General features: G+C 57.9%; 8 protein-coding genes, 2 tRNA genes and 3 rRNA genes. 8 read left to right on the top strand and 5 right to left on the bottom strand.

Translation table 11 applies throughout. The features are described 5' to 3' along the window. Positions 1–10: 10 nt before the first annotated feature. Positions 11–1,042, bottom strand: a complete 1,032-nt coding sequence (locus RAM80_RS09700; protein WP_416426133.1) for a Rieske 2Fe-2S domain-containing protein — start codon at positions 1,040–1,042, stop codon at positions 11–13. A 131-nt stretch (positions 1,043–1,173) separates the two neighbouring features. Between RAM80_RS09700 and RAM80_RS09695 the strand changes: the two genes are divergently transcribed. The 7 genes from RAM80_RS09695 to RAM80_RS09665 all read left to right on the top strand — a co-directional run bounded on the left by RAM80_RS09695 (position 1,174) and on the right by RAM80_RS09665 (position 9,861). Next, positions 1,174–2,082 carry a LysR family transcriptional regulator gene (locus RAM80_RS09695; protein ID WP_416426132.1) on the top strand — a complete coding sequence of 303 codons (909 nt, stop codon included), beginning with the start codon at positions 1,174–1,176 and terminating at the stop codon, positions 2,080–2,082. Between the two features lie 889 nt (positions 2,083–2,971). Beyond that, positions 2,972–4,508, top strand: a 16S ribosomal RNA gene (locus RAM80_RS09690). An 84-nt stretch (positions 4,509–4,592) separates the two neighbouring features. Next, positions 4,593–4,669 (top strand) — tRNA-Ile (locus RAM80_RS09685). A gap of 10 nt (positions 4,670–4,679) precedes the next feature. Beyond that, positions 4,680–4,755: transfer RNA gene (locus tag RAM80_RS09680), tRNA-Ala, on the top strand. Between the two features lie 238 nt (positions 4,756–4,993). Further along, positions 4,994–7,886, top strand: a 23S ribosomal RNA gene (locus RAM80_RS09675). A 143-nt stretch (positions 7,887–8,029) separates the two neighbouring features. Beyond that, positions 8,030–8,145: ribosomal RNA gene (rrf, locus tag RAM80_RS09670) — 5S ribosomal RNA — on the top strand. The 16S, 23S and 5S rRNA genes sit together here with 2 tRNA genes alongside, the layout of an rRNA operon. A gap of 324 nt (positions 8,146–8,469) precedes the next feature. Beyond that, complete coding sequence (locus tag RAM80_RS09665) at positions 8,470–9,861, top strand: MFS transporter (RefSeq protein WP_416426131.1); 1,392 nt, start codon at positions 8,470–8,472, stop codon at positions 9,859–9,861. 61 nt (positions 9,862–9,922) lie between these two features. On the opposite strand, the gene RAM80_RS09660 is transcribed toward RAM80_RS09665, so the two are convergent. From RAM80_RS09660 to flgA, 4 genes are all read right to left on the bottom strand, one after another. Next, positions 9,923–10,669 (bottom strand): flagellar brake protein, encoded by a 747-nt coding sequence (locus RAM80_RS09660; RefSeq protein ID WP_416426130.1) that lies wholly within the window; start codon positions 10,667–10,669, stop codon positions 9,923–9,925. 81 nt (positions 10,670–10,750) lie between these two features. Further along, on the bottom strand, positions 10,751–11,218 hold the full coding sequence (locus RAM80_RS09655) for a flagella synthesis protein FlgN (protein WP_416426129.1): 468 nt from the start codon (positions 11,216–11,218) through the stop codon (positions 10,751–10,753). 51 nt (positions 11,219–11,269) lie between these two features. Continuing rightward, the gene (gene flgM, locus RAM80_RS09650; protein ID WP_416426128.1) at positions 11,270–11,602 is read right to left on the bottom strand and encodes a flagellar biosynthesis anti-sigma factor FlgM; all 333 of its coding nucleotides are present in this window, start codon (positions 11,600–11,602) and stop codon (positions 11,270–11,272) included. A gap of 149 nt (positions 11,603–11,751) precedes the next feature. Further along, on the bottom strand, positions 11,752–12,504 hold the full coding sequence (gene flgA / locus RAM80_RS09645) for a flagellar basal body P-ring formation chaperone FlgA (RefSeq protein ID WP_416426127.1): 753 nt from the start codon (positions 12,502–12,504) through the stop codon (positions 11,752–11,754). A gap of 75 nt (positions 12,505–12,579) precedes the next feature. Here flgA and RAM80_RS09640 point away from each other — a divergent pair, with 75 nt between their 5' ends. Continuing rightward, positions 12,580–13,506, top strand: coding sequence for a chemotaxis protein CheV (locus tag RAM80_RS09640; protein WP_416426126.1), 927 nt, complete (start codon positions 12,580–12,582; stop codon positions 13,504–13,506). Positions 13,507–13,540 lie beyond the last annotated feature (34 nt).

Here is a 13,540-nt window from a genome sequence, read left to right as displayed (position 1 = left end):
GGCGTGCCCCTCAATACAGGAAGAACTGGCTCAGGCCCTGGTTGCGCAGGCCCTTGCGGTAGGCGATGGAGCTCATGTCGGCGGGGATGTGCACTTCCAGCATCGGGTCCAGGGGTAGGCGCTCGGGTTTTTGCGACTCGACGATCAGGCGGTCTTCTTCGAACACCTTGAGGTTGAAGGCGTGGCAATCCTCCACCGGCAGGTCCTTGTCGAAGTTGCGCGCGATGGGCGCGAACAGGCGGGTGACCTTCGACGACACCGGCGAGGCGGCGTTCATGATCACCAGCCGGCCGTCGTTGGGGAAGTGCACGGTGAGGGTGGCGGTGAAGGGCAGGTGCACCTGGAAGTGCCGCAGCCAGTTGAAGTCGTCCGGCGCCTTGCCGTCGACGCCGATGGGGTAGTTGCCCACCGAGCTGTTGTAGTGCACTTCGAAGCCGCTGCCGGTTTCCACCGGGCGATAGGGCGGGATCTGGGTGTTGTCGGGGTCGCCGAAGGTGTCGGTGTGCACGAAGCCGAAGTGCGCGACGTCAAGGAAGCCTTCCAGCTGGCGGCCGGCGAACGCCTGGATGTCCACGGTGGGGCAGATGATCTGCTGGAATTGCGGGTCGTCCCAGTGGGGCATCAGCGGGATATCGACGCCGTCGCTCTGCAGGTCGAGGCAGGTCCATACCAGGCCGTAGCGCTCCACGGCGGGGTAGGTGTGCAATTGCATGCGCGCCGGGATGGCGGCATTGGGGCTGGCGGGCACTTTGTTGCAGCGGCCGCCGTTGCCGAAGCGCAGGCCGTGGTAGGGGCACACCACGCCCTGGCCGTCGCTTTTGCCCATGGTCAGCGGCACGCCGCGGTGCGGGCAGACGTCGCGGGCCACCACCAGTTCGTCGTCCATGCGGTACAGCACCAGCGGTTCATCCAGCAGCATGGCCTTGACCGGCTCGCGGCCGACGGCGGCGGATTGCGCGATGGGGTACCAGTGGGCGGCAAGGATGCGCCAGTCGCTTTCAATGAAGGTGCAGTGCAGGGGGAGGGAGCGATCTTGGTTCATGGCGTGTCACTCATCAGGCTTCGGCGGTCTGTAAGGTGCGCTGTAGAGCGCTTATGGGATGGACTTTAGAAGTGCGCCGTGATGAACTCCAGCATCGTTTTTTCACTGTCGCGTTGCAAAAAAGGCAACACATGTTCCCCTTCTCGCGCTTCACCCGTTACTTTCTGGAAGTGGCCAGGCACCGCAGCATCCGCCGCGCGGCGGAGGTGCTGCATGTGTCGGCGTCGGCCATCGACCGGCAGATCCTCAAGGTCGAGGAGGAGTTGGGCGTGCCCTTGTTCGAGCGCTTGCCCAGCGGCCTGCGGCTGACGGCGGCGGGGGAGTTGCTGTTGGCCAATGCCCGCCAGTGGCAAAAGGACTACGGCCGCACCCGTGAGCAGATCGATGAAATGCAGGGGCTACGCCGCGGCCATGTGGAGATCGGCCTGATCGACGCCTTGAGCGAGGGCATCGTCGCCGCGGCGGTAGCCGCGCTGATGGCGCAGTACCCGGGGCTGACGTTTGGCATGAAGGTGGCGGACAACCAGAAAGTGGCGCAGATGATCACCTCGGCCGAAGTGGACTTTGGCCTGATGCTCGACGCCAGCGACAGCAGCGAGCTGGCCATCAATGCCAGCGCTCCGGTAAAGATGGGCATTGCCATGCCGGTGTCCCACCCGCTGGCGGGCAAGCCGAGCCTGCGGCTCAGCGAGACCCAGGGCGAAACGGTGATCTTCCCGGCCGAACCGCTGGTGGTGCACAAGCACGTGCGTACCCTGCACGACCAGCTGCGCCTGGACGTGCGGCAGCGCGTGGCCTGCAACGACCTGCGCATGATGCGCTCGCTGATTCGCCAGGGCGTGGGGGTAGGGATGTTGTCCTGGCTGGACGTGGCCAGCGAAGTCGCCGAAGGGACAATCGCCTTCGTGCCGTTGACCGGCATTCATGTGAGCCACCCGGTGCTGTGCCTGTGCGTAGCGCCCCACCGGCAGCTGTCACGCGCAGCGCTGCTGGCGCTGGCAGACGTGCGGGAGAGGATGGTGGGGTTGGGGTCTATATAGAAGAGAGATTGGGCCAAGAGGGGGGCAGGTCCATGTCTTGAGGTTGCATTAAGGCCACCAGGTGCCAGTCGTTGTTCTTCTGGCGCCCCTGAGATCGAGCGCCGCCCGCGCGGCGCATCGCGACCAAGGTCGGCTCCTACCGTTTGTTTCGGGCCAATAACGCCAGTGCCATCGTGGTGTCCGCCTTGTTGGTTCACTGCAGCTCTGCGTTGGTGCGACCAGGCGCAACACCTATCTATAGCGGGGCACGTTGCAACAGATGTAGGAGCCGGCCTTGGCCGCGATGCGCCGCGCGGGCGGCGCTCGATGTCATGAGGCATGAAATCCTCACGGCATGCACCCGGTGGCCTTGATACGGTGGCCCGCGGGGAAGCTTTTAATCTATATGGCATTTGTGTGAAATTAACCCTTGACCTCCCCTCGAATCTCTCTATAATTCGCCCCACTTCCGGCGCAACCGAAACGGAAAACTCCTTGAAACTCAACGAGTTAACCGAAGTAAGCAGCTCCGAAAGGTTTCGATCTTAACGTCGAAAGCGGTGAAAAAGGCAGTTGACAGCAACGCAAGTTGCTGTAGAATTCGCCTCCCGCTAACGAGATATCGAAGCGAGCCAAGTGGTTGAAGTTGTTAGAGAATCTCTGAAAAACTTCAAAATAAACGCTTGACAGGCTCTGAGGAAAGCGTAGAATGCGCGCCTCGGTTGAGACGAAAGAATCAACCAACCGCTCTTTAACAATTGAATCAAGCAATTCGTGTGGGTGCTTGTGACTCAGACTGATAGTCAAAAAGATTATCAGCATCATAAGTTACTCCGCGAGAAATCAAAGATGTAACCAACGATTGCTGAGCCAAGTTTATAGGGTTTTCTCAAAACCCGATTGCAGTATTGAACTGAAGAGTTTGATCATGGCTCAGATTGAACGCTGGCGGCAGGCCTAACACATGCAAGTCGAGCGGATGAGAAGAGCTTGCTCTTCGATTCAGCGGCGGACGGGTGAGTAATGCCTAGGAATCTGCCTGGTAGTGGGGGACAACGTTTCGAAAGGAACGCTAATACCGCATACGTCCTACGGGAGAAAGCAGGGGACCTTCGGGCCTTGCGCTATCAGATGAGCCTAGGTCGGATTAGCTAGTTGGTGAGGTAATGGCTCACCAAGGCGACGATCCGTAACTGGTCTGAGAGGATGATCAGTCACACTGGAACTGAGACACGGTCCAGACTCCTACGGGAGGCAGCAGTGGGGAATATTGGACAATGGGCGAAAGCCTGATCCAGCCATGCCGCGTGTGTGAAGAAGGTCTTCGGATTGTAAAGCACTTTAAGGTGGGAGGAAGGGCAGTAAGCTAATACCTTGCTGTTTTGACGTTACCGCCAGAATAAGCACCGGCTAACTCTGTGCCAGCAGCCGCGGTAATACAGAGGGTGCAAGCGTTAATCGGAATTACTGGGCGTAAAGCGCGCGTAGGTGGTTTGTTAAGTTGGATGTGAAATCCCCGGGCTCAACCTGGGAACTGCATCCAAAACTGGCAAGCTAGAGTATGGTAGAGGGTAGTGGAATTTCCTGTGTAGCGGTGAAATGCGTAGATATAGGAAGGAACACCAGTGGCGAAGGCGACTACCTGGACTGATACTGACACTGAGGTGCGAAAGCGTGGGGAGCAAACAGGATTAGATACCCTGGTAGTCCACGCCGTAAACGATGTCAACTAGCCGTTGGGGACCTTGAGTCTTTAGTGGCGCAGCTAACGCATTAAGTTGACCGCCTGGGGAGTACGGCCGCAAGGTTAAAACTCAAATGAATTGACGGGGGCCCGCACAAGCGGTGGAGCATGTGGTTTAATTCGAAGCAACGCGAAGAACCTTACCAGGCCTTGACATCCAATGAACTTTCCAGAGATGGATTGGTGCCTTCGGGAACATTGAGACAGGTGCTGCATGGCTGTCGTCAGCTCGTGTCGTGAGATGTTGGGTTAAGTCCCGTAACGAGCGCAACCCTTGTCCTTAGTTACCAGCACGTTATGGTGGGCACTCTAAGGAGACTGCCGGTGACAAACCGGAGGAAGGTGGGGATGACGTCAAGTCATCATGGCCCTTACGGCCTGGGCTACACACGTGCTACAATGGTCGGTACAGAGGGTTGCCAAGCCGCGAGGTGGAGCTAATCTCACAAAACCGATCGTAGTCCGGATCGCAGTCTGCAACTCGACTGCGTGAAGTCGGAATCGCTAGTAATCGCGAATCAGAATGTCGCGGTGAATACGTTCCCGGGCCTTGTACACACCGCCCGTCACACCATGGGAGTGGGTTGCACCAGAAGTAGCTAGTCTAACCTTCGGGGGGACGGTTACCACGGTGTGATTCATGACTGGGGTGAAGTCGTAACAAGGTAGCCGTAGGGGAACCTGCGGCTGGATCACCTCCTTAATCGACGACATCAGCTGTATCATGAGCTCCCACACGAATTGCTTGATTCATTGAAGAAGACGATATCGGTAACAGCTCTTAACTGGGTCTGTAGCTCAGTTGGTTAGAGCGCACCCCTGATAAGGGTGAGGTCGGCAGTTCGAATCTGCCCAGACCCACCAGTTTCTTGTTGGGGCCATAGCTCAGCTGGGAGAGCGCCTGCCTTGCACGCAGGAGGTCAGCGGTTCGATCCCGCTTGGCTCCACCACCCCTTGCTACCGTGTCAAAGCTTAGAAATGAGCATTCGCATCGAATGTTGATTTCTGAACTTTATCAGAATCGTTCTTTAAAAATTTGGGTATGTGATAGAAAGATAGACTGAACGTTACTTTCACTGGTAACGGATCAGGCTAAGGTAAAATTTGTGACTGCTCTTAATTGAGCAAGCATGCAAATTTTCGGCGAATGTCGTCTTCACAGTATAACCAGATTGCTTGGGGTTATATGGTCAAGTGAAGAAGCGCATACGGTGGATGCCTTGGCAGTCAGAGGCGATGAAAGACGTGGTAGCCTGCGAAAAGCTTCGGGGAGTCGGCAAACAGACTGTGATCCGGAGATGTCTGAATGGGGGAACCCAGCCATCATAAGATGGTTATCTTGTACTGAATACATAGGTGCAAGAGGCGAACCAGGGGAACTGAAACATCTAAGTACCCTGAGGAAAAGAAATCAACCGAGATTCCCTTAGTAGTGGCGAGCGAACGGGGACCAGCCCTTAAGTTGATTTGAGATTAGCGGAACGCTCTGGAAAGTGCGGCCATAGTGGGTGATAGCCCTGTACGCGAAAATCTCTTATCAATGAAATCGAGTAGGACGGAGCACGAGAAACTTTGTCTGAATATGGGGGGACCATCCTCCAAGGCTAAATACTACTGACTGACCGATAGTGAACTAGTACCGTGAGGGAAAGGCGAAAAGAACCCCGGAGAGGGGAGTGAAATAGATCCTGAAACCGTATGCGTACAAGCAGTGGGAGCAGACTTTGTTCTGTGACTGCGTACCTTTTGTATAATGGGTCAGCGACTTATATTCAGTGGCGAGCTTAACCGAATAGGGGAGGCGTAGCGAAAGCGAGTCTTAATAGGGCGTTTAGTCGCTGGGTATAGACCCGAAACCGGGCGATCTATCCATGGGCAGGTTGAAGGTTAGGTAACACTGACTGGAGGACCGAACCGACTACCGTTGAAAAGTTAGCGGATGACCTGTGGATCGGAGTGAAAGGCTAATCAAGCTCGGAGATAGCTGGTTCTCCTCGAAAGCTATTTAGGTAGCGCCTCATGTATCACTGTAGGGGGTAGAGCACTGTTTCGGCTAGGGGGTCATCCCGACTTACCAAACCGATGCAAACTCCGAATACCTACAAGTGCCGAGCATGGGAGACACACGGCGGGTGCTAACGTCCGTCGTGAAAAGGGAAACAACCCAGACCGTCAGCTAAGGTCCCAAAGTCATGGTTAAGTGGGAAACGATGTGGGAAGGCTTAGACAGCTAGGAGGTTGGCTTAGAAGCAGCCACCCTTTAAAGAAAGCGTAATAGCTCACTAGTCGAGTCGGCCTGCGCGGAAGATGTAACGGGGCTCAAACCATGCACCGAAGCTACGGGTATCACCTTTGGGTGATGCGGTAGAGGAGCGTTCTGTAAGCCTGTGAAGGTGAGTTGAGAAGCTTGCTGGAGGTATCAGAAGTGCGAATGCTGACATGAGTAACGACAATGGGTGTGAAAAACACCCACGCCGAAAGACCAAGGTTTCCTGCGCAACGTTAATCGACGCAGGGTTAGTCGGTCCCTAAGGCGAGGCTGAAAAGCGTAGTCGATGGAAAACAGGTTAATATTCCTGTACTTCCGGTTATTGCGATGGAGGGACGGAGAAGGCTAGGCCAGCTTGGCGTTGGTTGTCCAAGTTTAAGGTGGTAGGCTGGGATCTTAGGTAAATCCGGGATCCTAAGGCCGAGAGCTGATGACGAGTTGCCTTTAGGCGACGAAGTGGTTGATGCCATGCTTCCAAGAAAAGCTTCTAAGCTTCAGATAACCGGGAACCGTACCCCAAACCGACACAGGTGGTTGGGTAGAGAATACCAAGGCGCTTGAGAGAACTCGGGTGAAGGAACTAGGCAAAATGGCACCGTAACTTCGGGAGAAGGTGCGCCGGTGAGGGTGAAGGACTTGCTCCGTAAGCCCATGCCGGTCGAAGATACCAGGCCGCTGCGACTGTTTATTAAAAACACAGCACTCTGCAAACACGAAAGTGGACGTATAGGGTGTGACGCCTGCCCGGTGCCGGAAGGTTAATTGATGGGGTTAGCTAACGCGAAGCTCTTGATCGAAGCCCCGGTAAACGGCGGCCGTAACTATAACGGTCCTAAGGTAGCGAAATTCCTTGTCGGGTAAGTTCCGACCTGCACGAATGGCGTAACGATGGCGGCGCTGTCTCCACCCGAGACTCAGTGAAATTGAAATCGCTGTGAAGATGCAGTGTATCCGCGGCTAGACGGAAAGACCCCGTGAACCTTTACTATAGCTTTGCACTGGACTTTGAATTTGCTTGTGTAGGATAGGTGGGAGGCTTTGAAGCGTGGACGCCAGTTCGCGTGGAGCCATCCTTGAAATACCACCCTGGCAACTTTGAGGTTCTAACTCAGGTCCGTTATCCGGATCGAGGACAGTGTATGGTGGGTAGTTTGACTGGGGCGGTCTCCTCCTAAAGAGTAACGGAGGAGTACGAAGGTGCGCTCAGACCGGTCGGAAATCGGTCGTAGAGTATAAAGGCAAAAGCGCGCTTGACTGCGAGACAGACACGTCGAGCAGGTACGAAAGTAGGTCTTAGTGATCCGGTGGTTCTGTATGGAAGGGCCATCGCTCAACGGATAAAAGGTACTCCGGGGATAACAGGCTGATACCGCCCAAGAGTTCATATCGACGGCGGTGTTTGGCACCTCGATGTCGGCTCATCACATCCTGGGGCTGAAGCCGGTCCCAAGGGTATGGCTGTTCGCCATTTAAAGTGGTACGCGAGCTGGGTTTAGAACGTCGTGAGACAGTTCGGTCCCTATCTGCCGTGGACGTTTGAGATTTGAGAGGGGCTGCTCCTAGTACGAGAGGACCGGAGTGGACGAACCTCTGGTGTTCCGGTTGTCACGCCAGTGGCATTGCCGGGTAGCTATGTTCGGAAAAGATAACCGCTGAAAGCATCTAAGCGGGAAACTTGCCTCAAGATGAGATCTCACTGGAACCTTGAGTTCCCTGAAGGGCCGTCGAAGACTACGACGTTGATAGGTTGGGTGTGTAAGCGCTGTGAGGCGTTGAGCTAACCAATACTAATTGCCCGTGAGGCTTGACCATATAACACCCAAGCAATTTGCGTCGAACAGACCAGATTGCGGTGTTGTGAAGATGATACGAACCGAAAGTTTGCATTTCACAAATACCATCACATACCCGATTCGCTGGAGTGCCTCCCAAAGGGCATCCTGGCTACAGAATTTCTTGACGACCATAGAGCATTGGAACCACCTGATCCCATCCCGAACTCAGCAGTGAAACGATGCATCGCCGATGGTAGTGTGGGGTTTCCCCATGTGAGAGTAGGTCATCGTCAAGATTAAATTCCGAAACCCCCATCTGCGAAGGCAGGTGGGGGTTTTGTCTTTGTGGCGTGCGCAAAAAGTCCTTGGACGCGGCCTGCGGCCGCTGCTACGGGGGCGCGTGGGCGCCATGTCAGGTACACCGCACGTAGCAGCGGCCACAGGCCGCGTCCAAAGCCCCCGCGTAACGACCGGGCACCCTGGAAACCTAGGACGCGGCCTGCGGCCGCTGCTACGGACATTGTGGTGGCGAGGTTCGAAATCGCATGCAAATCCGCGTCAGGCAACCTACCCTGTAGCGTAATTTGCCACCCGACCTCAAGGAGCCGCTCGGAACGCCGATGCGCCAGATCTGGAAACCTTTTCGAGCGTTGTATTTCGCCGCGTTGATGATGTTGATCGGCTCGGGCCTGCTAAGCACCTACCTGGCCCTGCGCCTGGCTGCCGAGCATGTGGATGGCCTATGGGTGGGGGCCTTGATGGCCGCCAACTATTTCGGCCTGGTGCTGGGTGGCAAGATCGGCCACCGGCTGATCGGGAGGGTAGGGCACATCCGTGCCTATGCCACCTGTGCCGGCATTGTCTGTGCGGCGGTGCTGGGCCACGGCCTGGTGGACTACCTGCCGGCCTGGCTGTTCCTGCGGATGATCGTGGGCCTGGGCATGATGTGCCAGTACATGGTCATCGAGAGCTGGCTCAACGAGCAGGCCGACGCCAAGCAGCGTGGCGCGGTGTTCAGTGGCTACATGATCGCCTCCTACCTGGGCCTGGTGCTGGGGCAACTGATCCTGGTGGTGCACCCGCAGCTGGGCCCTGAGCTGCTGATGCTGGTGGCCCTGTGCTTCGCCCTGTGCCTGGTGCCGGTGGCCATGACCCAGCGCATCCACCCGGCGCCGCTGAAGCCGGCGCCCATGGAGCCACGCTTCTTCCTCAAGCGCGTACCGCAGTCCCTGAGCACCGTACTGGGCTCAGGGTTGATCGTGGGTTCGTTCTACGGCCTGGCGCCGCTGTACGCCTCCCAGCAGGGCCTGAGCACCGAGCAGGTCGGCCTGTTCATGGGCTGTTGCATCTTTGCCGGGCTGTTGGTGCAGTGGCCGCTGGGCTGGCTGTCCGACCGCTACGACCGCGCCGTGCTGATCCGCACCTTCGCCTTCTGCCTGGCCATTGCCGCGTTGCCGCTGGCCATAATGCCCAGCGTGCCCCTGGAAGTGCTGTTCGGCGTCGGCTTCCTGGTGTCGCTGCTGCAGTTCTGCCTGTACCCGCTGGCCAACGCCTTCTCCAACGACCACGTCGAGCCTGACCGCCGTGTCTCGCTGACGGCCATGCTGCTGGTGACCTACGGCGTGGGCGCCAGTGTCGGGCCGTTGGCGGCCGGCGTGCTGATGAAGTCGTTCGGCAGCCACATGCTCTATGCGTTCTTCAGCTTCTTTGCCTTCGTGCTGGTGTGGCGTATCCGGCCCAAGGCCGTCACCAACCTGCACCAGGTGGACGACGCGCCGCTGCATCACGTGGCCATGCCGGACAGCATGACCAGTTCGCCGCTGGTGGCCGCCCTGGACCCACGGGTGGACGAGCAGTCGGTGCACGACCAGATGCACGTCAGCAACGAGCACACGCCCGAAGCGCCGGTGGACGTCCAGGTCGAGCCTATGGCCGATGAGCTGGACGAGGCCGCGGAGATGGGTGACGGCAAGAAGGTGGTAGGCCGCAGCCTGAGCGAAGAAGAGCAATAAGGCGGCGCAACAAAAAAGGCCCGGTATTCAATACCGGGCCTTTTTTCATGGGGCGATCAACTCAGTAATCGTCCTTGTCGAACCGCCGCGCCTCGCGCTGCAGGTCGAACACGAAGCGCTCTACCTGGCGCTGCACCAGCCCGGTCATGTTATGGAAGCGCATGCCGGCGAACGTGGTGTTGATGCGCTCCTCGAAGTGCAGGTGGCGCAGCTCGACCGGAGCGGTCATCTTGCCGAACGGCAGGTTGGCCACGAAGCGGTCATACACCTGGCCCAGCTGCAGGCGCTCGGAGATGTCGCCTTCAAAACGCAGCTTGCAGCCGGTGGCGGAGATGTCCAGCAACTTGCCGACGAACTCGCCCTTGAGCTTCTCGCCGGCAATCTCGACGTCCACCAGGTGGGCCAGCTTGAGCGCGGCACGGAAGGCATTGCGGCGCTGGTGGTAGACCACCTCGGTCGGCAGCGGACCGTGGTACACGCGGCCGCCGTCGTTCTCGTCGATGGTCAGGACGTCGTTGACGTCCCAGGCGATGCGCACGCCATCATGGAAGCCTTCCACCTTGAAAGGCTCGCCGGCGGCGAGGAATTTCTCGCCGTCGCGCGGGATCATCTCGTCGAACGCCAGGACATTGCTGTCCTTGTCCAGTTCGACCAGGTAGGTCTGGAAGCGCTGGCTGCGCTCATGAAAGGTGATGATCAAAGGATCATGGCTCTGCAGCAGCGCACGCAGGTTGGCGGCGATTTCCAGGGGCGTTGTCAGCACCTTGGGGGGCTGCGGAGCGTCTTCCGCGTTTGTGGCATTGAACACGGTTTATCAATCTCCAGGCAAAAAACGACACACGCAGGTGCTGGCTTTATGGCAGCATGTTCCACGCCTTGGTAAGGAAGGTCAAGCCTGACTAAGCGGACGAGGCTTGGCCAGTTTTGACGTGGAGCCTCGGGCATCATAAAGCGAGGGGGTTTCACCGCCCATGAGAATGCGCATCTGGTTGGCGGTGGTGAGTTGTTGCAGGCGAATCAGCTTGCCGTTCTGCTCATTCACTGCCTGGCAGTCGGCCAGCAGCCCCGTGAGCAGATCGCCCCGAGCCAGGAGGTCGGCTCCAAGGTGCGTGTGTTGGGCCAGGATTTCCAGGCCATTACGGTCAGCGGTCAACTTGAGATTGAGCAGTATCTCGGTGCGTTTACGGCCATGCTGTTCGAGCAGAACGATCAACGACTGTTTTTGCGCCAGGATATTTTCCAGCAGCGGCATGTCGCGGCCGTGCAGGGCCAGCGACTCTTGCTGGAGCAGGGCGAGCAGTTGCTGCGCCGGAGCAATATCTTCTTCAATCAACAGCAGTAGGTTTCTGTCGTGCATGGCTGGCTCTGGTATTCAAGCGTCCAGAAGCCTCGGCGCAGGGCGGGGGCCCTAGCGCTGGGCTTCGAAATTTAGCAGTTTGCTGGCTACGCGGCTGCTATCCACTTTATAGCTGCCATCGGCAACAGCGGCTTTCAACTGCGCCACGCGGGCACTGTCGACAGTCGGCTGGTCGCGCAGCTTGTCAGTGACTTTCTGCAACTGCTGAGCCTCGGAACTCAGGTGTACGGATTCCCCGCCGCTGGCGCTGCCAGTGGACGCAGTGGTGGCCGCGGACGTGTCGGTGCTCACCGATGTATCGGTGGCGGTGTCCTTGGTGCCGCTCGTACGTGTCGAGGTCGACACCTGCGAGGAACTGTTCAAACGACTGAAGTCGATAACCATAATGAAAAACCTCTGGGTATTTGGACGCTTGCCTTGTTTTCGGCCAAACCCCGAATAACTTTAGGCACTTTGATACAAAGCGCCGATGCGCCAGAACTGGGGGCTGCGATGCTCCCAGTCTAGGAAAATACGCCGCGAACCGCCAGCGTTTACATAGCCACTTCCACCTGGCCTGGGCCGGTGACGCGGGCCTTGATCACGCGGTTGGAGTTCAGGTTGCGCACCCGGATCTGCTCGCTCATGGCTCCTTTTGACAGGGCCTCACCGGGCATTTTCACCGCCAAGGTGCCGGTGGTGGCGGTGATCACCACGTTGTCGCCTTTCTTGATGGTGTCAGGCGCTTCCACGTGGGCCGGGCTCAATACCTGGTCGTTTACCGTTGGTCGGAGAAGCTTCTGGCCCACTGCCTGATCCAGTGCCGTCAGGTAGCCCTGGGGCAGCAGCCCGACGTCGCGTTCGCGCATGGCCACGTCGCCGTCCTCGATGACGCTGTCGCGCTTGAGCGGGCGGGTGGTGATCACCACGTCGCGGAACAGCTTCACCTGGGCGGGCACGAACACCGTCCAGGGCGAGCTGCCGTCACAGCGCACGCGCACCGACACGCGGCCTATAGGTGTGGCAGGGCTTTGCAGCGCCGCTGTCAATTCCTTGTCGCATAGCCCCATGCGCAGGCGCGGGTCAAGCGGGTTGACCTGTATCTCGTAGCGACCTTCGGTCTGGCTGGTTGCCAGATAATCTTCTACGGTGAACTCAAGAAAACCCTGGGTGGTACCGATAAGCTGCTCAGGAGTTGTGAACTCTTCGGCCTGGGAGGCACCGCCGAATCCAAAAATGCACAACACGGCGAATCCGCAGAGTAGTCTCTGTGCCATGCGTCGGGAAAATGTCGTTTTTGCGTTCATACATTACAAAAAGCAAGGGTCGTGCCGACTCAATGTTCAGGTACGATCCACGCGAAGGTTTAAGGAGTCACGGGCATGGCTGGTGTAATGGATTCGGTGAACCAGCGCACTCAACTGGTAGGGCAGAACCGCCTGGAACTGTTGTTGTTCCGGCTCAACGGTTCGCAGCTGTATGGCATCAACGTGTTCAAGGTGCGGGAGGTGCTGCAATGCCCGAACCTGACCGTGATGCCCAAGTCCAGCCCGGTAGTGCGCGGTGTGGCGAATATTCGTGGGGCGACCATCCCGATCCTCGATCTGGCAATGGCAACCGGTGCGCCCGGTCTGCAGGACATCAAGAACACCTTCGTGATCATCACGGAGTACAACACCAAGATCCAGGGCTTCCTGGTGCACTCGGTAGAGCGCATCGTCAACATGAACTGGGAAGAGATTCATCCGCCACCCAAGGGCACGGGTCGTGATCATTACCTCACGGCCGTGACTCGGGTGGACAACAAGCTCGTCGAAATCATCGATGTGGAGAAAATCCTAGCGGAAGTGGCGCCCACCTCCGAATCGATTTCCGTCGGCGTGGTGGATGAGGAAACCCAGCACAAGGCGGTGTCGCTGCGGGTGTTGACCGTGGATGACTCGTCGGTGGCGCGCAAGCAGGTGACCCGTTGCCTGCAGACCGTGGGCGTGGAAGTGGTGGCATTGAACGACGGGCGGCAGGCGCTGGATTACCTGCGTAAGCTGGTGGATGAAGGCAAGCATCCCGAGGAAGAATTCCTCATGATGATCTCCGACATCGAAATGCCCGAGATGGACGGCTATACCTTGACTGCGGAGATCCGCAGCGACCCACGCATGAAGAACCTGCACATCACCCTGCATACTTCCCTGTCGGGGGTGTTCAACCAGGCGATGGTGAAGAAGGTGGGGGCAGACGACTTCCTAGCCAAGTTCCGGCCGGATGACCTGGCCCAGCGCGTGGTTGACCGGATCAAGGCAGCAGGCTAACGCCCGGGGCATAATGCCCCAGGCACGAACGACG

Source organism: Pseudomonas sp. App30 (assembly GCF_047947025.1).
In the GTDB taxonomy this organism is placed as follows: Bacteria; Pseudomonadota; Gammaproteobacteria; order Pseudomonadales; family Pseudomonadaceae; genus Aquipseudomonas.
The sequence above is the reverse complement of the archived record's forward strand: the minus strand, read 5'-3'. Positions and strand labels throughout refer to the sequence as shown.

What these genes read in the sequence shown, in the direction of transcription:
- RAM80_RS09700 (WP_416426133.1), bottom strand. Translation starts at nt 1,042, where the DNA reads ATGAACCAAGATCGCTCCCTCCCCCTGCACTGCACCTTCATTGAAAGC.
- RAM80_RS09695 (WP_416426132.1), top strand. Translation starts at nt 1,174, where the DNA reads ATGTTCCCCTTCTCGCGCTTCACCCGTTACTTTCTGGAAGTGGCCAGG.
- RAM80_RS09665 (WP_416426131.1), top strand. Translation starts at nt 8,470, where the DNA reads ATGCGCCAGATCTGGAAACCTTTTCGAGCGTTGTATTTCGCCGCGTTG.
- RAM80_RS09655 (WP_416426129.1), bottom strand. Translation starts at nt 11,218, where the DNA reads ATGCACGACAGAAACCTACTGCTGTTGATTGAAGAAGATATTGCTCCG.
- flgM (WP_416426128.1), bottom strand. Translation starts at nt 11,602, where the DNA reads ATGGTTATCGACTTCAGTCGTTTGAACAGTTCCTCGCAGGTGTCGACC.
- flgA (WP_416426127.1), bottom strand. Translation starts at nt 12,504, where the DNA reads ATGAACGCAAAAACGACATTTTCCCGACGCATGGCACAGAGACTACTC.
- RAM80_RS09640 (WP_416426126.1), top strand. Translation starts at nt 12,580, where the DNA reads ATGGCTGGTGTAATGGATTCGGTGAACCAGCGCACTCAACTGGTAGGG.